Annotated in this window: 21 protein-coding genes; 6 read left to right on the top strand and 15 right to left on the bottom strand. The window is 70.7% G+C overall.

Annotation, left to right across the window (positions count from 1 at the left end):
• Positions 1–31: 31 nt before the first annotated feature.
• Positions 32–964, top strand: coding sequence for an alpha/beta hydrolase (locus tag CA12_RS15625; RefSeq protein WP_145359961.1), 933 nt, complete (start codon positions 32–34; stop codon positions 962–964).
• Between the two features lie 11 nt (positions 965–975).
• Here CA12_RS15625 and CA12_RS15620 read toward each other — a convergent pair whose 3' ends face one another.
• The 6 genes from CA12_RS15620 to ffh form a co-directional block, all read right to left on the bottom strand.
• Positions 976–1,395 (bottom strand): YraN family protein, encoded by a 420-nt coding sequence (locus CA12_RS15620; RefSeq protein WP_242687942.1) that lies wholly within the window; start codon positions 1,393–1,395, stop codon positions 976–978.
• Between the two features lie 4 nt (positions 1,396–1,399).
• A complete protein-coding gene (locus CA12_RS22850; RefSeq protein WP_242687941.1) occupies positions 1,400–1,651 on the bottom strand; it encodes a hypothetical protein in 252 nt (83 codons plus the stop codon).
• Positions 1,651–2,034 (bottom strand): 50S ribosomal protein L19, encoded by a 384-nt coding sequence (gene rplS, locus CA12_RS15615; RefSeq protein WP_145359959.1) that lies wholly within the window; start codon positions 2,032–2,034, stop codon positions 1,651–1,653. Before rplS ends, CA12_RS22850 begins: the two co-directional genes overlap by 1 nt.
• Before the next feature lie 88 nt (positions 2,035–2,122).
• Positions 2,123–2,794, bottom strand: a complete 672-nt coding sequence (trmD, locus tag CA12_RS15610) for a tRNA (guanosine(37)-N1)-methyltransferase TrmD (RefSeq protein WP_145359958.1) — start codon at positions 2,792–2,794, stop codon at positions 2,123–2,125.
• Between the two features lie 82 nt (positions 2,795–2,876).
• On the bottom strand, positions 2,877–3,245 hold the full coding sequence (rpsP, locus tag CA12_RS15605; RefSeq protein ID WP_145359957.1) for a 30S ribosomal protein S16: 369 nt from the start codon (positions 3,243–3,245) through the stop codon (positions 2,877–2,879).
• A gap of 92 nt (positions 3,246–3,337) precedes the next feature.
• Complete coding sequence (gene ffh, locus CA12_RS15600; protein WP_242687940.1) at positions 3,338–4,807, bottom strand: signal recognition particle protein; 1,470 nt, start codon at positions 4,805–4,807, stop codon at positions 3,338–3,340.
• 210 nt (positions 4,808–5,017) lie between these two features.
• On the opposite strand from ffh, the gene CA12_RS22845 reads away from it, so the two are divergent.
• The 3 genes from CA12_RS22845 (at position 5,018) to CA12_RS15585 (ending at position 7,862) form a co-directional block, all read left to right on the top strand.
• Complete coding sequence (locus CA12_RS22845) at positions 5,018–5,341, top strand: hypothetical protein (protein ID WP_145359955.1); 324 nt, start codon at positions 5,018–5,020, stop codon at positions 5,339–5,341.
• A 135-nt stretch (positions 5,342–5,476) separates the two neighbouring features.
• Positions 5,477–6,031: a ribosome recycling factor gene (frr, locus tag CA12_RS15590; protein WP_145359954.1), complete on the top strand. Its 555-nt coding sequence runs from the start codon at positions 5,477–5,479 to the stop codon at positions 6,029–6,031.
• A 94-nt stretch (positions 6,032–6,125) separates the two neighbouring features.
• The gene (locus CA12_RS15585; RefSeq protein ID WP_145359953.1) at positions 6,126–7,862 is read left to right on the top strand and encodes a sensor histidine kinase; all 1,737 of its coding nucleotides are present in this window, start codon (positions 6,126–6,128) and stop codon (positions 7,860–7,862) included.
• A 29-nt stretch (positions 7,863–7,891) separates the two neighbouring features.
• Here CA12_RS15585 and CA12_RS15580 read toward each other — a convergent pair whose 3' ends face one another.
• On the bottom strand, positions 7,892–8,371 hold the full coding sequence (locus CA12_RS15580) for a Dabb family protein (RefSeq protein WP_242687938.1): 480 nt from the start codon (positions 8,369–8,371) through the stop codon (positions 7,892–7,894).
• A gap of 260 nt (positions 8,372–8,631) precedes the next feature.
• Between CA12_RS15580 and CA12_RS15570 the strand changes: the two genes are divergently transcribed.
• Positions 8,632–10,059: a hypothetical protein gene (locus CA12_RS15570; RefSeq protein WP_145359950.1), complete on the top strand. Its 1,428-nt coding sequence runs from the start codon at positions 8,632–8,634 to the stop codon at positions 10,057–10,059.
• Between the two features lie 111 nt (positions 10,060–10,170).
• Here CA12_RS15570 and CA12_RS15565 read toward each other — a convergent pair whose 3' ends face one another.
• The 6 genes from CA12_RS15565 to CA12_RS15540 all read right to left on the bottom strand — a co-directional run bounded on the left by CA12_RS15565 (position 10,171) and on the right by CA12_RS15540 (position 17,415).
• Positions 10,171–10,653, bottom strand: a complete 483-nt coding sequence (locus tag CA12_RS15565) for a response regulator transcription factor (protein WP_165700790.1) — start codon at positions 10,651–10,653, stop codon at positions 10,171–10,173.
• A 234-nt stretch (positions 10,654–10,887) separates the two neighbouring features.
• Complete coding sequence (locus CA12_RS15560) at positions 10,888–11,952, bottom strand: alpha/beta hydrolase (RefSeq protein WP_145359948.1); 1,065 nt, start codon at positions 11,950–11,952, stop codon at positions 10,888–10,890.
• 178 nt (positions 11,953–12,130) lie between these two features.
• Positions 12,131–13,423, bottom strand: coding sequence for a beta-ketoacyl-ACP synthase II (gene fabF / locus CA12_RS15555; RefSeq protein WP_145359947.1), 1,293 nt, complete (start codon positions 13,421–13,423; stop codon positions 12,131–12,133).
• A gap of 135 nt (positions 13,424–13,558) precedes the next feature.
• Positions 13,559–14,233, bottom strand: a complete 675-nt coding sequence (locus CA12_RS15550) for a Uma2 family endonuclease (RefSeq protein ID WP_145359946.1) — start codon at positions 14,231–14,233, stop codon at positions 13,559–13,561.
• Positions 14,234–14,300: 67 nt separating this feature from the next.
• Complete coding sequence (locus CA12_RS15545) at positions 14,301–15,950, bottom strand: sensor histidine kinase (RefSeq protein ID WP_145359945.1); 1,650 nt, start codon at positions 15,948–15,950, stop codon at positions 14,301–14,303.
• Between the two features lie 157 nt (positions 15,951–16,107).
• Positions 16,108–17,415, bottom strand: coding sequence for a PP2C family protein-serine/threonine phosphatase (locus CA12_RS15540; RefSeq protein ID WP_165700789.1), 1,308 nt, complete (start codon positions 17,413–17,415; stop codon positions 16,108–16,110).
• Between the two features lie 214 nt (positions 17,416–17,629).
• Here CA12_RS15540 and CA12_RS15535 point away from each other — a divergent pair, with 214 nt between their 5' ends.
• On the top strand, positions 17,630–18,109 hold the full coding sequence (locus CA12_RS15535; protein ID WP_145359943.1) for a PEGA domain-containing protein: 480 nt from the start codon (positions 17,630–17,632) through the stop codon (positions 18,107–18,109).
• 12 nt (positions 18,110–18,121) lie between these two features.
• Here CA12_RS15535 and folE2 read toward each other — a convergent pair whose 3' ends face one another.
• Positions 18,122–19,159: a GTP cyclohydrolase FolE2 gene (folE2, locus tag CA12_RS15530; RefSeq protein WP_145359942.1), complete on the bottom strand. Its 1,038-nt coding sequence runs from the start codon at positions 19,157–19,159 to the stop codon at positions 18,122–18,124.
• Positions 19,160–19,310: 151 nt separating this feature from the next.
• Positions 19,311–21,044: a hypothetical protein gene (locus CA12_RS15525; RefSeq protein WP_145359941.1), complete on the bottom strand. Its 1,734-nt coding sequence runs from the start codon at positions 21,042–21,044 to the stop codon at positions 19,311–19,313.
• Positions 21,045–21,211: the final 167 nt, after the last annotated feature.

The following is a 21,211-nucleotide window of genomic DNA, read 5'->3' as shown; positions in this document are numbered from 1 at the left end:
CGGGGCGCCGCTCGCCTCGGAACCCATTGTCATGCCCGCTGCCGCGACCCTCGCCGCCCGTTATGCAGACTGGCCGTGGTGGGCGAAGTCGAGCGTGCGACTGCTCGTCATCCTAGCCGTGACGTACCTGTTCGTCGCGGCGGCTCTATTCGTCCTGCAACGGCGGATGATCTACCCCGCCGGCCGCAGCGACGTCCGACTGGAGGCGGCGGACTTTGCGGGCGGCCGCGATCTGCGGGACGTGACCGCGACGACCGCCGACGGCCTCGCGCTGCACGGCTGGCTGACCCGGGCGCCCGGCGGGCCGGCAAAGGCCGCGGACCGCCGGGCGATTCTGTACCTGCACGGCAACGGGGGCGATCGCCGCATCCGTCTTGGGGAAACCGACGCCTACAACGCCCTCGGCTGGGACGTGCTGCTGTTCGACTACCGCGGCTACGGCGAGAACCCAGGCTCCCCCAGCGAACCCGGCCTGCACAGGGACGGCCGGGCCTTTTGGGAGGCGACGCGGACCCTCGGCTATCCGCCGGAGCGAATCGTGATCGCCGGGACCAGTCTGGGCGGCGGCGTGGCGACCCCGCTGGCGGCGCGGCTCTGCGAGGCCGGCACACCGCCGGCCGGGCTCCTGCTGCGGAGCACGTTCAACTCGCTCGTCAGCGCCGCCTCGGGCCGCTTCCCGTGGCTGCCGGTGGGCCTGCTGCTCCGCGACCGCTTCGACTCGGCCGCCGCGGCGGGACGGGTCGCCTGCCCGGTGTTCCAGGCCCACGGGGAGGCGGACGGAATCGTGCCGCTGGAACTGGGCGAACGGCTGTTCGCGGCCTTTCCGTCCGAGAGCGCCCACGGCGTCTCCAAGTGCTGGCTGGCCCTGCCGGCGACCGGGCATAACGCGGTGCGGATCGAGGGGGGAGCAGCCTACGCCGCCGCGGAGCGAGCCTTCCTGACGGACGTGCTGCCCGCGGAGTGAGCACACAGTCCTCAGGAGAACATTGAGTCGACGCCCGTCGCCTCGAAGGCGTGCGGCAGGTGCGTCACGACGGGCTCGCCGCCGTCCTCCGGCGTGACGACCTCGACCACGTCGAACCGGCAGGCGGCCTCGCCCAACAGGCCCTCGGCTTTGAGAAACGCCAACGCGGAGCGGGTGATCTGCCGCTGCTTGGCGAGGGTGACCGCCTCCGCGGGGCGGCCGAAACGGGGCGTCTCGCCGGGGCCGGCGGTGCGGGTCTTCACCTCGCAGAAGACGAACCGACCGTCGCCGTCGCGGCCGATCAGATCGAGCTCCCCGCAGCGAGTCCGGCGTTGCCGGTGGAGAATCTTGACCCCGGCCTCCCGCAGTGCCCGCTCCGCAATCCGCTCCCCGCGGTCGCCGAGCCAGCGGTTGCGGAGGCCCTGGAGCACCGCCTCACTCCTCTTCCATGCCGGCCGCGGCAGAGTTCGAGGCGAGATCCTCCACGATCTTCGCCACCGCGTCGTGATCGAACCAGACCGGCACGTTTCCAGGACCGAAGCCGACGGCCAATCCATCGAGCGAGGTGAGGGAGTGCGGACGGTCGACCTCGAAGTGACTGCCGTCATTCAGCCGGATCGTAAACGGCTGGAACGGCTGACGCCGCACCAGCCGATTGACGGTGTCGGTGAACAGTCCGGCATCCATCAAACCGCTTCCTTAGCCTCCACCTCGCCCTTGCGGGGGGCGCGCTCGCGGAGGCGGGTCGCCTTGCCGACGCGGTCGCGGAGGTAGAACAACTTCGCCCGGCGGACGCGGCCGTGCCGCTTCACTTCGACCTTGGCGATCTTGGGGCTGTTGGTCGGGAACTGCCGCTCGACGCCCTGGCCGGCGACGATTCGGCGGACGGTGAACATCTCCCGGGTGCCGCTGCCGCGGGTGGCGATCACGATGCCGGAGAAGATCTGAATCCGCTCCTTCTCGCCTTCGAGGATGCGGGTGTGCACGTCGACGGTGTCGCCGACCGAGAACCGGAGCGGCTTCTCCCGCAGGCTGGAGGCTTCGGCGGCGTCGAGGAGGGGATGGCGCATCGGAAACGGGGCGGGCAGGCGGACGGCGGTTCGGGACGAACGGGCCGTCGAACGATCGGGAACGGGCGGACTCTGGACTACTCTTAGACTACAACTCGTGCCCGGCGGAACGGGCGTCGCTTTGCTGCTCGCGCCAGGCGGCGATTTTGGCGTGATCGCCGGAGAGCAGCACGTCCGGGACGGTCAGGCCCCGGAAGTCGCGCGGGCGGGTGTATTGGGGGAACTCCAGCCGACCCGGCGCACTGTGGGAATCGTAACGGGCGCTGTCGGCATCGCCAAGGACGCCGGGGATCAGTCGCATGCAGGCTTCGATCAACAGCATCGCCGGAACCTCCCCGCCGTTGAGGACGAAGTCCCCCACGCTGATCTCCCGCGGTTGCAACCCCTCCTTGACGCGGTGGTCGAACCCCTCGTAACGGCCGCAGAGCAGGATCAGCCGCTTTCTGGTCGCCAGCTCCTCCACGAGCGGCTGGGTGAGCCGCTCGCCGGTGGGGGTCAGCATCAGCAACTCGCCGGGCACTTCCGGCCGACTTTCCCGCACGGCTTCCACGGTGTGGAAGACGGGCTGGCAGGCCAGCAGCATGCCGGGGCCGCCGCCGTAGGGGCTGTCGTCGACGCGGTGGTGCTTGTTCAACGTCCGGTCGCGGTAGTTCCACAACCGGACGTCGATCAGCCCGCGTTCGATCGCCTTGGCGACGAGACTTTCGGAGAGAAAGCCGTCGAACAGCCCCGGAAACAGCGTGCAGACGTCGAAGCGCATTGCCGGGCGAAGCCCGGAAATCCGAACGAGGAACGGGGAACGACGAAGGGCAAACCGTTCGTCATTGCCCATTCGTCATTCGTCATTCCGCAGCGGTCTCTTCGGCGGGAGCCTCGGCCGTCTCCTCGGCGGGAGCCTCCTCGACGGGCTTCGCCTCTTCCTTCGGAGCGGTCAGCGGCGGCGGGGCCTTGGCGGTGCCGAAGTCGTTCTTGCGAACCTTCTTGATCAGCACGCCGACCTTGTGGCTGGGCTGGGCGCCGACGCCGACCCAATAGTCGATCCGCTCCAGGTCCAGCTTCACCCGCTTGGACTTGTCGGGGACCATCGGGTCGTAGTGGCCGACCTCCTCGATGGCCTTCCCGTCCCGCTGAACGCGGGAGTCCATCACGCAGATGCGATAGAAGGGACGGTGCGTGCGCCCGAGGCGCTTCATGCGGATACGAACAGCCATACGACGGAGCGGGAGGAGGTGGGAGGCGGAAAGTCGAAAACGGGTGGTGAACGGGGGGCGGGCCGGGCTCGGGAGCGCGACCCGCGAACGAATCAGCGGTTCTTCTTGCGGCTCTTCTTGGCGAGCTTTTTTTTGCGCTTGCGCTCTTCGCGGAGCCGGGCGAGATCCACGTCGGTCTTCGTGGACTGCTTGCGGGACTGAAGCTGCCCGCCGGGGTTGGCGGACATCTGCCCGGCAAGACCCTTCACGGCGGCCATCCGGTCGCGCATGCCCAAGCCAGCCATGTTCTGCATCATGCCGGACATCCCTTTGAAGTCCTTCAGCAGCTTGTGGACTTCGTGCGGCTGGACGCCGGCGCCGGAGGCAATGCGGTTGCGGCGGGAGCGGTCGATGCGGTCCGGGTTGAGCCGCTCCTCCTGCGTCATCGACCCGATCATCGCGTTGACCCGGCCGACCTCGCGGTCCATGTCGGCCTCCGGATCCAACTCCGCGAGCTGCCCCATCCCGGGGATCATCTTCATCACGGAGCGCATCGACCCCAGCTTGCCGATCTGCCGCATGGCCTTCTGGAAGTCCAACAGGGTGAACTTCCCCTCGGCCATCCGAGCCTGCTGCTCGGCCATCTCGTCGGCGTCGAACTCCCGCTGGGCCTTTTCCAGCAGGGTCGCCATGTCGCCGCCGCCGAGGATGCGGCCGGCCATGCGATCCGGGTGGAAGGCCTCCAGCCCGTCCAGCGTCTCGCCGGTGCCCACGAACTTCAGCGGGACGCCCGTGACCGCCTTGATCGACAGCGCGGCACCGCCGCGAGTGTCGCCGTCCATCTTGGTGAGAACGACGCCGTCCAGCTCCAACGCCTCGTTGAAGGCCTTGGCGCTGTTGACGGCGTCCTGGCCGGTCATTGCGTCGGCGACGAGGAACGCCGCGTCCGGGCCGACCTTCCGGTCAATCGCGGACAGCTCCCGCATCAGGTCTTCGTCGACGCCCAGCCGGCCGGCGGTGTCGAGAATCACGACCCGCACGTCCCCGCGACGCTGGGCCTCCTTCACGCCGTTCTGGCACACCTTGACCGGCGTGCTGTTCGCCGGGTCCTCGGTGTAGACCGGCACGCCGACCTGCTCGCCGAGCGTCTTCAACTGCTCGATGGCGGCCGGGCGCTGGAGGTCGGCGGCGACCAGCAGCGGGGCGAAGCCGTCCTTCTTCAGGGCCCGGGCCAGCTTGCCGCAGGTGGTCGTTTTGCCGGCGCCCTGCAGACCGCACATCATCAGCACGGTCACGCCGTCCCGCTTCACGCCGATCTGGGCGGCGACGGAGGACGGCTGAAACTCGCTGTCCGGGTCGCCGCCCATCAGGGCGACGAGCTCCCGGTAGACGATCCCGACGATCTGCTCGCTGGGCTTCAGCGATTTGAGCACACGGTCGCCGACCGCCTGCTCGGAGACCCGCTTGGTGAAGTCCCGGGCGACGTCGTAGGCGACGTCCGCCTCCAGCAGCGCCTGCCGGACCTGCTTCATGCCCTCCCGGACGGTCGCCTCCGTGAGGCGACCGCGGTCGATGAAGGACATCGCCTTCTGCAGGCGCTCGGAAAAACTCTCGAACAAGGCGGCGGAGGGGGGAACTCTCGACGGGCCCCCGCGGGTGGCGGGCGCAGAACGGGACGGCGGCGGGAAGCGGAACACCGTATCCGCCCAGCCGCGACGGGACAACGCAGCGGGCCGGTCAACGGACGGACGAACGGGCTCCGGAGTGCGATCGTATGCCTCGAACCGGCCGCCATGCTTCCGTCCCGACGCGCGCTCGTCCTCTCCACCCTCGTCAGCACGGCGATCTTTGAGGGGATCACGATTGCGGGACGGCTGCTCTCCGGCGGGTCGGCGGCGGAGTGGATTGAACGCACGGAGCCGCCGCTGTGGCTCCAGATTCACCACATGTTCTGGGCGATCCCGGTCGCGGCGGTCGCCGGGGCGGCGTGGCGCCGGTTCCCGCGGCTTGGGCGGGCGCTGGCGGGGGTCGCGTTCGGGCTGGTCGCCAGCGATCTGCTGCACCATTTCGTCGTGCTGCCGCTGTGGGTCGGCAACACCGGCTGGCACTGGCCCTGAGCGTCGGCACCGTGAGGGTCGGGCCCGTGAGCAACTGCGACGCCGAACGCCGCCGGGGGTTCTTTCCCCCCGCGCCGCCGGGCGTTACCGTTTGCGTTCCTTTCCCGCTCGCCCCGCTGACAGGCCGCTCCTCCGATGGATCCCGACGAAATTCTTCTCGACGCCGAAGAACGCATGGGCAAGGCGGCGGACGTGTATCAGCACCAACTCACCGGCATCCGCACCGGCCGGGCGAGCGCCGGGCTGGTGGAGAGCGTGCGGGTCGACCTGTACGGCAGCCCCACGCCGCTGAAGCAGTGCGCCACGATCAGCACGCCGGAGCCGCAGCAGATCGCCATTCGTCCCTACGACGCCAGCCAGATCAACGCGGTGGTCAAGGCGATTCAGGCCAGCGACCTCGGCCTGGCCCCCAACAGCGACGGCCGGATGGTGCGGTTGAACGTGCCGCCGCTCTCCACGGAGCGTCGCAAGCAACTGGTCTCCCGAGTGAACTCGCTGGCGGAGGAGGCGAAGGTCTCCATCCGTAACGTCCGCCGCGACGCCAACAAGAGCGCCGACGGTCTGGAGAAGGAGATCGGCGAGGACGAGGTGAAGCGGGTCAAGGACGAGGTGCAGGAACTCACCAAGAAGTTCGAGGGCAAGGTGGCCGACGCGGCGAAGACCAAGGAAGAAGAGGTGATGGAGGACTGATCCGACGGCGGAGGGGCGAAGGCGGAAGGCGGAAGGCACGACTCCGATCCGCCGCTTCCCTCCGCATTCCGCCCTCCCCCTTCCGCCCTAGTTCATGTCCTACCGCACCCTCAAGCGGCTGCTCGGCGAGACGAGCCTGGAGCGGAAGTGCCGGCTGCTGTTCGGCAGCGGGTTGCTGGCGCTCATCATCGGCTCCTTCCTGCTGTACCGCGGGCTGAACCGGCGGGTGGTTTGGGATCAGAACCGGGACGTCGCCCGGCTGCACGTCGGGTCGGTGTTGCGGGAGTTCCACGAACGGCTGAAGCAGTCCGGCGGCGACGCCGACGAGGCGGCGTCGCAGGGCGATCTGGCGGACTTCGCCCCCGCCACGCTGCCGGACGACCTGCGGGGCTACCTGTACCGCGTCTACGCCCCGGACCCCAGCCGGGCCGACGCCCTGCTGACCCCGCCAGATAAGGAGGGCCTGGACGCCCTCGCTGACCTGCGCGCCGGCGAAGAAGAGGTGACCCGGATCGAAGAGACCGACGACGGCCCGCGGTTCCACTTCTACGCCGCCGCCCGCAACGATCCGGCCCGCTGCGCGGCCTGCCACACGGGGGCGGCGCCGGGCGCCCTGCTGGGGGCGGTGCACGTCACGCTGCCGCTGGGCCGCACCCGGGCCAGCCTCGCCCGCAACGACGTGTTCCTGCTGACGACCGGCGTGGTCACCGCCGTGCTGGCGATGCTCGCCGCCTGGGCGATCGTGCGGTACGTGATCGTCAAGCCGGTGCTGCACCTCAAGGAGGTCGCCGACGAGATCGCCCGCGGCACCCTCGACCGCCGCAGCGACATCCGCACCGGGGACGAGTTCGAGGAGCTGTCCCAGGCGTTCAACCGGATGCTCCGCCACCTCATTACCCTGCAGGACGAACTGCGGGACAAGAACGTGGAGCTGGACACCCGGGCCGACCGCCTCGCCCAAGCGAATATGGAGCTGTACGAGACGAACCGGCTGAAGGACGAGTTCCTGGCCACAATGAGCCACGAGCTGCGCACCCCGCTCAACAGCATCCTGGGCTTCAGCGAAGTCCTGGAGAACTCGCCGGCCCTGGACGTCAAGCAGAAGAAGTGGGTCGGTAACATCCGCAACGGCGGCCGCGACCTGAAGGTGCTGATCGACGACATCCTCGATTTAGCCAAGATCGAAAGCGGCAAACTGGACGTGAACCCCGCGCCGGTCGATCTGGAACGCCTCTGCCACCGGCAGGCGGACGCCCTGCGGCCGATCGCGGAGCGGAAGGGCATCGAGATGGCCGTGGAGATCGATCGCTCCCTGCCGGAACTGCATCAGGACGCCGGCAAGTTGCAGCAGATTCTCAACAACCTGCTGTCGAACGCCCTGAAGTTCACCCCCTCCGGCGGTCAGGTGCGGGTCCGCGGCCGGGACCTCGGCCCGCGGGACCGCCGCGGCGGGGCGCTGATCGGCCCGATCGGCAGCGGCCGGCACGCCGAACGCTGGTTCGAACTCGCCGTCTCGGACACCGGCATCGGCATCCCGCTGGAAGATCAGGCGGCGATCTTCGAGAAGTTCCGGCAGGCCCGCGGCCCCTCCGCCGACGGTCGCGCCGCCGACGCCATGACCCGCGAGCACGGCGGCACCGGGCTGGGGCTTTCCATCGTCAAGGAACTCTGCCGCCTGCTCGGGGGTGAGGTGACCTGCACCAGCGAGTACGGCCGCGGCAGCCTGTTCACCGTGCGGCTGCCGGTCCGCTGCCCGGACCCTGAGCCGCCCGGCCCCGCGGAGGAGCCGGGCGAACTGCGTCTGCCGCGTTCGCCCGCCTCCGCCGCGTGAGCGGCGGCCGAGCCGTGACGGGCGAACCGTTACTTGCTCGGGGCGACTTCGGAGTCGAACACGCGCACCGTCTTCCAGTTCGCCTTCTGCTCCTTGATGAACTCCAAGTGCCGCGGGGCGACGGCGTACTTGTCGTGGGCCTCCTTGGACTCGAACACGACCAGCAGCGAGACGTCGAAGGTCTGGTCGTTCACTTCCCGGGAGAACTCCTCGGCCCGCGGGCCGGCGGCGAAGTAGACCGTGCCCTCGTGGTCGGTGAGGTACTTCTGGCAGGCGGCGACCAGTTCGGCCCGCCCCTCGGGGGTGGACTCGTTCAGAGTGAAGTAGACGCTGTGGTTGATCATCGGCGAGGCGGATTGGGCGGGGGCGGGATCTTCGCCCAGCAAAGCGGCCGGAGCCGTCGCCAGCAACGCCGCGGCGGCGCAGGACAGCCCGGCGACGACGGCGAACCGGCGGGACCGCCCGCGGCGGGCGGCGGGAGAGGCAACGGCGGCGGCGGAGTCGGACATCGGTGAGGCTCGGTTCGAGGGAGAAACGGGGGCCGAGCAGCATGAGCGACCGCCCCCCCGGATTCGACCCGGGCCGCGGCGGACGGAAATTTCCTCCGATTCCGCAGAATCGTCCTCAAGGTTCGAGTCCGAAGGGTCGATTCGTTCGGTGCGGGGCGCCTGTCGCGCCCCAACCGTTCGCCCGCCCTCGTTTCCCGCCCCCGGCCGTCGCCGGTCAGGACGCGTGAAACGACCGCTGACCGACCCGCAAAGGGATCTCGATGCTTCGCTCCCCCGTCTCCGCCCGGCGCCGTGCGGCCTCCGCGTTCGCCGGCGTGTTGGGAACTCTTTCCGCCTTCGTTCCCGCCGCCGGGGGAGCGGAGTACGCGGAGTATCTCATGCCGGCGTTGCCGCAGAGCGTGAGCTTCGCCGACGCCTCTCTGCAGCCGGCCGGTTACGTGCAGGCCTCCCCGGTGCTGCAAAGTCACGCCTTCGCCGCCCCGACGATGATGGGTCCGTCGTACGGCGGCCCGGCCTGCGGCCCGCCGCCGGGCTGCGGGTTGGTGAACGGCCGCCCGTACGACGGCTCCCGCCGCATCAGCGGCCTGCCGGCCTACCGGCCGTTCGGTCTGCCGATGCTGTCCGAGGTCGGCTCCGCGATCGGGGCGGGCGTCGGGGCGGTGGGGGCGACCGTGGGGGCGGTGGCGGACGACCTGCTGCTCGGCCCGGTCGGCGCCCCGCTGTGCGGAGGCGGCGCGGGCTACTGCCCCCCGCCCACCTGCGTGGTCCCGCAGCTCCGCTTCCAATCGGTCAACGCCGGCCCGCCCGTCTGTGCGGCGCCTTCCTGCGTCGCCCCGCTGTGCCCGCCGCCGATCTGCGCCGCCCCGGCGCCGATCTGTGCCGCTCCGCCGCCGATGTGCGCCGCCCCGCCGAGCTGCGTCGCCCCCCCGAGTTGCGTCGCCCCGCCGGTCTGTGCCGCCCCGCCGGTGTGCGACGTGGAACTGGTGCCCCAGACGACCACGAAATACGCCCGGCGGGAGTGCGTGACGTGGAAAGAGGTGGAGTGCGTCGCCTACCGCAACTGCAAGGAGGAGTACGTCGAACCGGTCTGCAAGACGGAGTGCCGCGTCGTCGACAAGGGGTGCTGGAAGCAGATCTGGGTGCCGAACCTGGTGACGGAGCAGTACACGACGACCGATTACGTCCGCCGCTGCCGCGTCCGCCGGGTGCCCTACACCTACACCAAGCAGGTCGCGGAGCGGTGCGAGAAGATCGTGCCCTACTGTGCGACCACCTACGTGCCGCGGCCCGTCTCCGCCTGCCTGCCCGAACCGGACTGCGGCGCCCCGGACCTGATGCCGTCCTACCCCAGCTACGGCCCGGCCGGCACGCCCCCCGGCGCCCCGCCCGCGGGCTCCTACTACGGCGCCGAGGCGTACGACGCCGGCAGCTACCACGGCGGGAACTACGGCAGCATGCCGGACGCGTACGGCACGGGCGTCCCCGGGGTGGAAGAATACATGCCCTCGCACGCCGCCCCGTCCCCGGTCCCGCTGCGGCCGATCCCGAACGACGACTTCAAGGAAGGCTCCGGCGGCGCCGCCCCGCAGTCCGGGGAAACCGACCGCACCTCGATGCTGTCGCCCGTCCCCTCCCGCACCGCCGCCCGCGGCTGGACCGAGCAGGCCGCTCCGGCCCGCCAGTTCTGACCGCCGCCGGCCCGTCGCAGGGAACGACCCGTCGCAGAGAAACAGCCCGCGTCCCGGGAGGGACGCGGGCTGTTCTCGTTCCCAGACGGCACGGCACCCCGTGGCGAACTGTCAGGCGGCGGCGGGGAGGGCCGCCTGGTAGGCGGTTCGCAACGCCGAGTCCAACGCGGCGAGCAAATCGCGGCGGGCGACCGGCTTGGCGAGCACACGGTGCACCGTCAGGGCCGCCGCGTCCCGCCGCATCGCCTCGTCCGTTTCCGCGGAGATGAGGATGCCCGGGGCGGCCGGGTTGATCGCCCGCAACTCGGCATAGGCTTCCAGGCCTGTGTTCTGCGGCATGCGGAAGTCCAGCACGGCCACGTCCACCCGCTCGGCGCGGATGATGCGGACCGCCTCGCCGCCGTGGCAGGCCTCCAGCAGTTCAAGCACCCCCGCGAACCGCTCCAGCACGGCAAGCACGACTTCCCGCAGGGCGTCGTTGTCCTCGGCCACCAGCACGCGGAACGGGGGTTCGATCAACGCTTCCTGCCCCCTCGGCAGGGCGTGCGCCGCGGCCGCGGGCTCAAGGTCGTCCAGCCGGACGCGGCCGGGCACGGGGAGCTCGTCGAGGCGCACCACTCCGGCCTGCCGGGGCGGCGGGGTTGGAGGGGACATCGCAGACGCCTCAGGTCAGGGGACGGACCCTTTCCTACGTGCATCTGCCGTGCCGCCGTTGGCCGCACACCCCGAAATCAGACCATAACCTCATCGAGACCAACAGGTTACGAAATCCGCCCCACAGACGTCGCTGTACGGTCGTCCGCCGGTTCGGCAGACCGCGCCGCACGATTAGGCGGTGCGATCGAAGGCGGAGTTGAAGAATGCGGTCAGACGCCTGTCGTACTCCGCCCCGGCGATATCGCGGCTCTGGTTGTGTTTCGCCTTGGGCACCAGCCAGACCGTGCCGTCGACGGCACGGGCCAGTCGGCGGGCCTGCTCCGGGGTGACGTAGCTGTCGCGGGCGCCGCTCACCAGCCACACCGGCCGGTCCCGCAGAGCGCGGAGGTCGCGCTGGAGGGCGAGGTGCCGGATCCCCTTCTTGCGGTCGGCCGATTTCCGCATCATCCACATGGACTGGCGCAGGTGCCACGTGGGGATCAGCGGGACGAACCACTTCGGGACCGCCAGCATCGCCCATTTGCGGGCGAACTCCGTGACGACGCTGTCGGTGACGAAGCCGCCGTCCGCGGCGACCGCGGCGATCCGCGGCTCGCGGGCCGCCGCCGCCAACGAAACGCAGGCGCCGCGGCTGACGCCGAACGCCCCCAGCGGCAGGCCGGGGGGCAGCCCGAAACGCCCCGGGTCGTCCAGCACGGCCCGCACGACGGCGAGGGCGTCTTCCACCTCCGGCTCGGCCGGCCAATGGCCCGGCACATGTCGCGGGTCCTCGTCACTCTCGAACATCCCGCGATGCTCGAACGACACCACCGCGAATCCCGCCGACGGCAACGCCTCGGCGTACCGACGCCAATACCACTTCGAGCCGCCGGTTTCCGGGCAGAACATGACCACTCCGCGGGGCGGACCCTCCGCGGGAATGACCGCGACCGACAGCTTCAGCGGTTCGCCCCGCGCGTTCGTCGCCTCGTCCAGCGCCACCTCCGTGACGAGCGCCCCCGTGGTGGCCGGCTCCGGGACGAGATTGAACGGCGGCTCCCGTTCGAAGAACGGGAGGGCGAACCGCACCACCGCCCGGCGGCTCACCACCTCGAACGCCAGCACAATCAGCAGGAGAACGATCCCGACGATCGCCCACAGGACCCAACCGTCCCACAGGCCGACGGCCCCCGGTCCGGGCGGCTCAGACGCCAGACCGGCAGCCGGTTCGGCGAGCGCCAGCGGGACGAGAATCACAGGCCGTTCCGGGTTCCGCAGGAGAAGCGCCCGCCGTTGCGGGTCGCGGCATCCTACGTTTCCGATCCGAACTCGGCAGCCGTGGGCGAACCCGAAACGGCCATTTCCCGCCGCCGGCCCTCCCCGCCCGCCCCTCACGACGACCGAGGCGGGTTCGGCCGACGCAGCGGGTCGGGATTCAGCCGGTGAAGCGGCCCAGGATCAGCGAGACGTTCTGCCCGCCGAAGCCGAAGCTGTTGGAGAGCGTCCGCTGCACGCGGCCGTCCCGAGCGGCGTTCGGGACGTAGTCCAGATCGCACTGCGGGTCCGGCGTGCTGTAATTGATCGTCGGCGGCAGTACGCCGTCGCGGATCGCCAATAGGCACAGGATCGCCTCCACGCTGCCGGCGGCGGCGATCAGGTGGCCCATCATGCTCTTCGTGGAGCTCACGGGCGTCTTCGCGGCAGAGTCGCCCAGTGCCTGCTTGATGGCGGCGGTTTCGGTGCGGTCGTTGACCTGCGTGCTGGTGCCGTGGGCGTTCACGTAGTCCACCTGATCCCGATTCATTTCCGCGTCCTGCAGGGCGCCGGTGATGCAGGCGACGGCGCCGCGGCCCTCGGGGTGAATGTCGGTGATGCGGTAGGCGTCCGCGGAGGAGCCGTAGCCGAGCACCTCGCCGAGGATCTCCGCCCCGCGGGCCTTCGCCCGGGAGAGTTCCTCGAGCACCACCATCCCGGCGCCCTCGCCGAGCACGAAGCCGTCGCGGTCGGCGTCGAACGGCCGGCTGGCGGCCTGCGGGTCGTTGTTGCGGGTGGACAGGCTGGTCAGCAGATTGAAGCCCGTCAGTCCGAAGGGATGAATCATGCTGTGGGCGCCGCCGGAGAGCATCACGTCGGCGTCGCCGCGGCGGATGATCTCGGTCGCCTCGCCGATCGCCTGACTGCTGGCGGCGCAGGCGGTCAGGCAGTTCAGGTTCGGCCCCTGGGCGTCGAACAGCGCCGACAGGTGGGCCGCCGGCATGTTCGGTTCCTGCTCCAACTCGAACTTGGCGTCGAGCCGTTCCAGGCCGAGTTCGCTGAACTTCGCCAGGTCCAGATCGCCGCTGGCCTGGGCTTCGGCGACCATCTGCATGAAGGTCGGGAAGTTCTGCTGCCCCTCGCCGGCGCCGAGGTACACGCCGAAGCGGGTCGGGTCGGGGGCGTGGGCGGGGTCGTCCAGCAGGCCGCTCTCGCGGATCGCCTGCTGGGCGGCGGCGACGGCGAAGCGGATGTTCGGCCCGGCCGACTCGAAGGCGGCGGGGTCGTCCACCAGCGACTCGAAGTCGAAGCCCTTCACCTCCGCGGCGAAGGTGGTGGGGAACTTGGAGGCGTCGAACCGGGTGATCGGCCCGATGCCGCTCCTCCCTTCCCGGACGGCGTCCCACACCGACTGCACGTCGTTGCCGACCGGCGTGACCGCCCCGAGACCTGTGATGACGACGCGACGACGCATGGGAACCGATCTGGAAGGAGCGACAGCGGCGCCGTGCCGGACGGGGGCCCGTTCGTCACGGCGCGGCCGAAGTGTAGGAGAAGTCGACCGATTTCGGGAAGCGGGGGTGAGCGAAACCGGCGTCCCGCGCGGACGTCAGCCGTCGGCTCGCAAATGTGCCGCGAAGGCCTCTTCCAACTCGAACGTTGCGGCGTCGGCCCGCGTGGCGACCAACTCCGCCGCGAACGCCAGCGGGAAGCCGGGCAGTTCGACGCTATCCGCGACGACCCGATATCCGCCGTCCCCGAGGCGGCGGGCGACGACCACGTCATTTTCCCAGGTCCAAACCTCCGGCACGCCGAGACCGGCGTAGATCGGCAGCTTTTCGACGCCGGGGCTCGTCACGTCAACCTCCAGCACGAGGTCGGGTGGCACGTCGCCGCCGTCGAGGTCAGGGAAGTTGCCGTTAAGGGCTAGATCGGCAGCGGAACGGCCCACGTAAAAGGCTTTATCCCCCTCCGCGCCTCCCACGTCCGCCTTCCGCCAAGTCGTGCTGCCGACAGGGATGATGTTCAAACGTCTGATCCGGCCGAACGCCGCGACGAAGTACCCCAACAGTTCGGCGACGTTTTCGTGACGCTTGCCCGGCACGGAGATCTCCAGTCGGCGGGAGGCTGCGTCGTAGGTCAGCCGCACTCGCTCGTTCCCGGGATCGTCTCGCAGTTCGCGGTAACTCCGCCACGAGACCCCCCGCAGCACCAACGGCGGGACGAGGCGCCGCGCGGTTTGCTGCGGAGGGGCAGGCGGGGCGGCCGGAGCGGCGGGGAACATCAGCCAGCCAGATGGAGAACGACGCCCGCAGTTTACGACCGGTACCCAGGCACTGAAAGACCTGCGATCAGGCCGCTTTGCGCAGTGGCCGGCGGGCGGGTTCGGCGACCTGACGGGGCAGGCGGACGCGGAACACGCTGCCGCGGCCCTCGCCGTCACTGTCCGCCTCGATCGTGCCGCCGTGGTCGGTGACGATACGGTGCGTCATCGAGAGCCCCAGCCCGGTGCCGGTGCCGTCGCCGCGGCGGGTGAAGAAGGGTTCGAACAGGTGCTCGCGGACCTCGTCCGTCATGCCGCAGCCGGTGTCTTCGACCGAGACCTCGACGGCGTCGGCCCCCGGGCGGACCCGCAGGGTGACGGCGCCGCCGTCCGGCGTCGCTTCCAGGGCGTTGAGGGTCAGGTTGAGCAACACCTGTTTGATCTCCGGCCCGTTGACATGAGCGATGGAGCCGCCGGCCCGATCCTCCGGTCCGCCGGCCCCGGTCGCGGCCACGCCGACGCAGCCGGCCGGGCCGGGATCAAACTCGACGCGGCGATCGGCGTATTTGCTCATCGGGCGGACCATTTCCAGCACCTCCTCGGCGAGGGTCCGCACGTCCGTGGGCTCGCGCACGCCGCCGTTACCCTTGGCGAAGGTCAGCAGCTTGCGGGTGATGCCGCTGCACCGATCCGTCTCCCGGGCGATCATCTCCAGGTAGCGCTCGGCGAGAGCCCGCTCCTGAGCGGAGCAGCCGGACAGCAGGGAAGCGGACCGCTGCGTGAGGCTCTGGGCCGCCATGCCGATCGCGGACAGCGGGTTGTTGATCTCGTGGGCCAGCCCGGCGGAGAGGGTGCCCACGCCGGCGAGGCGTTCGCTGCGGACCAGTTGGCGGGACTGCTCGTAGACGCGGCGGTCCAGCTCCTCGTTCATCTCGCTGAAGCGGTCAGCCATGTGATTAACGGCCCCGACCAGTTCGCCGACCTCGTCGTTGTACCACTGCTTGACGCGGTGCCCGACGTCTCCGCCGGCGATCTGCCGGGCGCTGCGGTGCAGGTCCCGCAACGGAACGCCTAGGCGGCGATAGCCGTAATACACCAGCCACCCGCAGCCAAGCACCACGAGGGCCGTCAGCCCGATCACCCAGAGCAGCAATCGGCGGTGGTGGCGATGGTGCTGGGAGAGACTGCGGTGCAGGTTCACGTGCGGGTCCGGGATCGCGTGCAGTTCGCTTTTGCTCAGCACGGCGAGCCGGAAGAGTTCGGCCCGGGCGGCGTCGGTCTTCTTTCGATCGAATTCCTGCCCGGACGGAGGCACGAGCACGTTGGCGACGGCGGCCATTGAGTTGAACCGATTGCCAATCGTGCCGAGCACCGGCCCCGCGACGACCCACTGCCCACGCTGCGGGCTGCCCAGGGGGGCGGCGTCGTAATCGCGAATCATCATGACCCGAGCCTGCTCCGCGGCGGCGAGCAGCCCGCGGACCTCCCGCTGAAGTCCCTCGGCGACCTCCCGAGTCGGCGGCGCGTTCTGCGGCAGGGTGTGCGCCTGCAGATTGTCGACCGCCCGGTCGAGGGCGGCCCGGTTCGGCAGATTGGTCAGCCGGGCGTAGATCTCCCGGGTGGCCTGATGGCTCTGGTTCAGCGTGACCAGCGCCGCCCCGCTGAGCAGCACCAGCATCGCCGCCGCGAGGGCCACGCCGCCGTACAGTCGCAGCCGCAGGCTTCGAGCGAAAAACACGGGCGGCGCCTCCTGGCCGGTGAGGGGGGAATCACCCCCGCCGATCGACCCCCGACGGCCGACCGCGGGGGGTCGCGGCAAACAGTACCACTCCCCGCCCCGGCGACCTACCGGAAGTTTCGCACACGACGGACCGGGGACGAGACGCCCGGTGCCCTTACTCCGGTCTGGCCGCGGGGCTGGGCGACAGATCGGGCGGCGGCGGGGGCGGCTTGGGCCGGGGCGGGGCCAGCCGGTCGGCGCCCGCGCGGCGGGTCTGCACGAGTCCCTTCATCTGCACGTCGATCATCCGGCAGAGGTGCTGAAACGCCCCCTGCAGGTCGGCCTCGGAGGCGCTGGCGGCTGCCCGAGCGCGGTGTTTCTCCACCCGCTTCGGGTCGATCGGCCAGCGCTCCTCCGCGGCGGTGCGTTGAAGTTGCGAGGCGAGTTGTCCCGCCTCGGCGACGATCGCCCGATCCACCACCGCCGGGGCGCTGCGGTAGGCCCGCCAGACGGCGGTCTCGCTGCCGGCGGTGTGCAGCGGGCGCTCCCGCGGGCCGCGGTACCACTTCTGCCAGATGCGAAAGCCCGCCGCCGCCAGCAGCGCCCCGCCCGCCCCCGTCACCAGCGTTCCGGCGACGTAGTGCCCGAACAGCAGCAACGCCAACCCGGTGACCAGCACCGCCGCCAGCGCCCACGCGGCCGCCAGCAGCCAGGGGTTCATCGGGCGGGTCGGATCGCGGGTCGGGTTATGGGCGACGCCCTCGGGGATCTCGCCCACCTGGGCCACCACGACGGTGGTGTTGTCGGAGCCGCCCCGCAGGTTCGCGAGGTTCACCAAGGTTTTCGCCGCCTCCTCCGGCGGCAGGGATCCGGCGATGGCGCCGATCTCGTGATCCTGCACGTGCCCCGTCAGGCCGTCGCTGCACAGCACGTAGACGTCGCCCGGCAGGATGGCGAACGGCCCCTCGACGTCCACCGCCACGTCCGGGGCCGGCCCGAGCGAGCGGGTGATGACGTTCCGCGGCTCGTTCAGCATGACCGACTGCGGGTCCATCCCCTGCCGGATCAGTTCCCACTGCAAACTGTGATCGAACGTCAGCTGATCGCAGCGCTGCCCGCGGATGCGGTAACACCGGCTGTCGCCGACGTGGGCGATCGCGGCGCCCTGCGGCGTGAGGGCCAGGGCCGTGCAGGTCGTGCCCATCCGGGAGAAGTCCGGCGTGCTCTCGCCCTTGGCGTAGATCGCCGCGTTGGCCCGGACGACCGCGGCGGCGAGGCGGTCGGCGGGGTCGCCGCCGGTGGTGTCTCTCAGATAGTCCTGCGGCACGACCTCCGCGGCGATGCCGCTGGCCAACTCGCCGACCGCATGCCCGCCCATGCCGTCCGCCACCAATAACAGGTGGCCGTGATCGGCGAACGACTCCCGCGAACCGGCCAGCCGCACCGCGGAAGCGTCCTCGTTGTTCTGGCGCCGAAGCCCCACGTCCGTCCGAACGGCGTAGCGAAGCGGTTGCTCGAACAGCAAGAGGAACCCGACGGCAACGGAAACGACGCGAAACGATGGGGAAGGAAACTCTAAGGCTTCCCCCCGACCGCCGCCATCACGGCGATCCCGGGGCCGTCTCCGCGGGATCGAAGGCGTCGGCACCGGAACCGGTCTTCCGTCGCTTGGCGACCTCGCGCTAGAACCCGCGGCGATGAATCCCGCCCCGCACCCCCGCCGCACCTCCCGCCCCGCGGGCGGCCGTCCGGCCGTTCGCCGCCGGGCCGCGATCGCGCGCCTGTGGGCGCTCGCCGCGGCGGCGACGCTGCTGGGGTCCGGCTGCAACTCCGTGCACCGCCGGCTGACGATCGACAGTCAGCCCCGCGGCGCCCTGGTGATGGTCGACGGCGAACGGATCGGCTACACGCCCGCCTCCATCAGCTACGACTACTACGCCACCCGCCGCATCACGCTGGTGAAGGACGGGTACGAAACCCAAAGCTTCCTCCAGCCGATCGAAGCCCCCTGGTGGCAGATCCCGCCGGCGGACTTCGTCACCGACAACTTCCTGCCGCATCAGGTGGAAGATCGGCGGGTGATCTTCCGCAATCTGGCCCCGAAGGTGTTGGCCCCGACGGAGGACGTCCTCATCCGGGCCGACGACCTGCGGAACCGCAGTCAGCTCGAACCGTAACGAATCGGCCGCTCAGGCGGCCGCGTCTCGGTTCGCCTCGCCGCGGACGGAAGCGACGGCGTCGTGCGGGTGCAGGCTTTCGAGGTGCCGGACGCTGATCTCGTAGCTCCGCACGTCGGCCAGCCCGACGACCGCCGGGGCGAGCCGGCGGGCGGCGTCTTCGCAGAACATCGGATTGGCGGCGTTCAGGCGGGCGAACTCCCGTTCGTCGGCCCGTTTCACAGCCCCCTGCGTCGCCGTGCCGAGGGCGGCCTCGGAGGCTTCGATCAGATCCTGCCAGCCGAAGCTCGCCGCGGCGGCGTCGAGGGTGACGGTCACGTCGGCGAGGCTCCGCTGACTGTGCGGGTGCCCGGCGATCGAACCGGGCTTCGCCAGCCAGGCCCGCACGGCCTCCGCGGAAACTTCGCCGGTCGTGCCGAAGGCTTCGCGGAAGGCTTCGTCCGTGAGATCGCGGGAGAGGGCGGCGCTGCACGGGCAGGTACTGGAATATTCGACCCGCACCGACGCGGTGAGCGTCAGACCTGCCCGGGTCAGGGCGGCGCCGCAGCGGACCGGGTAGTGCCGCCAGCCGGACTCGCCGGAGACCAGCGACGGTTGCCGCACCGGGAGCGTGAGCGAGACGTCGCAGAAGGCCCCCTCGCTGACACCGGCGTGGGACTGCACCATCTCCTCGACCAGCCGAGCCAGCCGGGCCGGGGCGAGGCCCTGCTCCAACGCGTCCTGGGCTCGGAGGTAGAGCCGGGACATGTGGATGCCGCGGCTGTGCGGGTCGTCGAGGCTCACCGCGAGATCGCACAGCGCCGGCAGCAGGGCGGGCCGGCCGTCGACCGTCACCGCGGCGACGGCCTGCACGCCGCTCATCCCGACCCGGTCCAACCGTCCGCGGACGCCGGGGGCCGTGGAGACCGCCACGTCCGGCAACGGCCCGTCGGCCGGACGGACGGTGTCCGCCGCCGCGGGAGAGACCGTCGCCGCGGGGAGCGGGGGCGCCGCGGTCGGGTGGGCGTCCGCACGACCGGCGGGCGGCGGAACGACGGCGGGGGACAGCATCGGCGGGACAAATCTGCGGAACGGGAACGCGATCCTATCCCCGCGGCCGTCCCTCTCATACCGCTTCAGCGCCGTCTCGGCGGAACGGCGGACGGTTTGCGGTCGTCGGACCCGCTCGTTCGGAACGAACGCTTCCCCCGTCCGCGGTCCCTCAGCGAATCACGCGATGCCGGCCGCCCTCGGCGGTTTGCAGGCGGACCGGGGTGAAGTCCTCCGCGGTGCGTTCGCGGTACAGCTTGAGGGCGTGGACCGCGTGATACATCCCGCCGACCGCTTTCCCGCCGACTTCGGCGTGCCGGCCGGCCAGCAGGTCGGCGGCGACGCGGCCGACGCCGGCCCGCACCCAGGGGCTGTCCAGTTCGCTCTGCGGGAGGGCCATCATCAGGAACTCCAGCGTGTGCCCGCTGGAGCCGATGCGGGTCACGAGGTCCCGCTGGTGCGACCGCCCCATGAAGTACTTGTCGCTGAAGGACCCGTCCGGGTTCTGCAGGCTGCGGGCCAGGTTCGTGTACCGGCCGACCTTCTCATGGGCGAGCAGCCAGTGCCCCCGCAGCGGCTTCCCCTCCTGCAACCGGGCGTTGCGGGCGCTGGCGAGGGCGTACAGACCGTGCGTGCCGCCGCAGGCGTGCTTGGTGGGGTCGCTCTTGATCTCTTCCTGAACGAGCCGCTCCATGCTCCAGGGCTCGCGGCGGGCGTTGACCCACTGCGATTCGCTGTCGAGGTAGACGCTGAACGCCCACAGGGTCCAGGTGATCTCCTCGGTGCGGTTCAACCGCACCTCCCGCTTGGCGGTCTCAATCCAGTCGGCGATCGTGAAGGGCCGGCCGGCGCCGTCCTTCAGGACGAACGTCTTGGGCAGATCGCTCATCGCCAGGAAGGCGAGGATCTGGTTGGGGTGGCCTTCAAAGTCGTACATCACCCCGCTGTACTCGTGGGCCTTCGGCCCGTACTGGCCCCGCACGAACCAGGGCTCGCCCTTGAAGCTCGGCCCGCTGGCGATCCAGTCCAGGGCGGAGACGCGGCGGCCGTCGACGATCAGCGTGTAGTCCTCCCGCAGGGCCATCAGCCCGTGGCCGATCTGCCAGGGGGAGTTGCTGGCGGTCGTGCGGCTCTCGCCGGTCAGCAGCCGGGCGGAGGTGATCTCGATCGCCTGATCGCAGGCGACGGCCAGCGAATCCAGCGGCTTCGCCGTCGGCAGTTCCTGCGGCAGGTCCAGCGCCTGCGGATCGGCCGGCACCGCCGGGCCGTCCAGCGCGTCGACGACGGTCACGGTCGTCCCGTCGAACCCGTCGTCCGTCGCCCGGGCTTCCCCCTCCACCCCGCGAACCCGGGCCACGGGGCCGCTGGGCTCGGCGACGACCATCACCCGCCCCTCGACGTCCCGCGTGTCCAGCGGAATGCCGATCCGAATCGTCGCGGGAACCGGCTCGATCCGGCGCACGGGCATGCCCTCGGAGTCCGCCAGCCGGGCGGGCTCCGCGACGGGCGACGACTGCGCAACGGGCGACGAGGTCGTGTCGAACGACGGGGCCGTGACGGCGGGTTGATTCAGCGCCGGGCCGGTGCGGCCGGCGGGGCTGCGGAGGTAGGCGGCGCCGTTCTCGACGCCCGGCTTGGCGAACGGATCGCGCGGGGGGGTGAAGAACCCTTCGAGCCGCTGCCGCACGACCTGCGGGTCCGCCGTCGGACTGCTGATCGTCACCCGGACGGCCGGTCTGGGGGCGACCAGCGGGGTGCGGGGAGCGTCGTTTGCCGAAGCCGCGACGCCGCCGAGCCCGGTCGCCGTCAGCCACGCCGCCAGGGCGACGCCCCGCCCCAGGGGTCCGCGGCTCGCGGCCGCTTTGCGTGCGTTCGGCCGGTCGGGATGGGGGCGGGAAGGAATCACGCTGAGTCCGTGCGGTGGTGCGATACGGTCCCGTCCATGGGCCGACGTCGGGAAGCCGTCCCCGAGCCGTCTCATCGGCCAGCGCCCCGCCGCCTCTTGCCCCTGGTTCGGGAGCATCCTGACGCACCTGCCGGTTCGAACGGATTCGTTCGGTATAATCATTCGAT

It is taken from the genome of Alienimonas californiensis (assembly GCF_007743815.1).
In the GTDB taxonomy this organism is placed as follows: Bacteria; Planctomycetota; Planctomycetia; order Planctomycetales; family Planctomycetaceae; genus Alienimonas; species Alienimonas californiensis.
This window is presented reverse-complemented; position numbering and strand designations above follow the sequence as displayed.

What these genes read in the sequence shown, in the direction of transcription:
- frr (WP_145359954.1), top strand. Translation starts at nt 5,477, where the DNA reads ATGGATCCCGACGAAATTCTTCTCGACGCCGAAGAACGCATGGGCAAG.
- CA12_RS15535 (WP_145359943.1), top strand. Translation starts at nt 17,630, where the DNA reads ATGAATCCCGCCCCGCACCCCCGCCGCACCTCCCGCCCCGCGGGCGGC.
- CA12_RS15570 (WP_145359950.1), top strand. Translation starts at nt 8,632, where the DNA reads ATGCTTCGCTCCCCCGTCTCCGCCCGGCGCCGTGCGGCCTCCGCGTTC.
- CA12_RS15550 (WP_145359946.1), bottom strand. Translation starts at nt 14,233, where the DNA reads ATGTTCCCCGCCGCTCCGGCCGCCCCGCCTGCCCCTCCGCAGCAAACC.
- rpsP (WP_145359957.1), bottom strand. Translation starts at nt 3,245, where the DNA reads ATGGCTGTTCGTATCCGCATGAAGCGCCTCGGGCGCACGCACCGTCCC.
- fabF (WP_145359947.1), bottom strand. Translation starts at nt 13,423, where the DNA reads ATGCGTCGTCGCGTCGTCATCACAGGTCTCGGGGCGGTCACGCCGGTC.
- folE2 (WP_145359942.1), bottom strand. Translation starts at nt 19,159, where the DNA reads ATGCTGTCCCCCGCCGTCGTTCCGCCGCCCGCCGGTCGTGCGGACGCC.
- rplS (WP_145359959.1), bottom strand. Translation starts at nt 2,034, where the DNA reads ATGCGCCATCCCCTCCTCGACGCCGCCGAAGCCTCCAGCCTGCGGGAG.
- CA12_RS15585 (WP_145359953.1), top strand. Translation starts at nt 6,126, where the DNA reads ATGTCCTACCGCACCCTCAAGCGGCTGCTCGGCGAGACGAGCCTGGAG.
- CA12_RS22850 (WP_242687941.1), bottom strand. Translation starts at nt 1,651, where the DNA reads ATGGATGCCGGACTGTTCACCGACACCGTCAATCGGCTGGTGCGGCGT.
- CA12_RS22845 (WP_145359955.1), top strand. Translation starts at nt 5,018, where the DNA reads ATGCTTCCGTCCCGACGCGCGCTCGTCCTCTCCACCCTCGTCAGCACG.
- CA12_RS15625 (WP_145359961.1), top strand. Translation starts at nt 32, where the DNA reads ATGCCCGCTGCCGCGACCCTCGCCGCCCGTTATGCAGACTGGCCGTGG.
- CA12_RS15580 (WP_242687938.1), bottom strand. Translation starts at nt 8,371, where the DNA reads ATGTCCGACTCCGCCGCCGCCGTTGCCTCTCCCGCCGCCCGCCGCGGG.
- trmD (WP_145359958.1), bottom strand. Translation starts at nt 2,794, where the DNA reads ATGCGCTTCGACGTCTGCACGCTGTTTCCGGGGCTGTTCGACGGCTTT.
- ffh (WP_242687940.1), bottom strand. Translation starts at nt 4,807, where the DNA reads ATGTCCTTCATCGACCGCGGTCGCCTCACGGAGGCGACCGTCCGGGAG.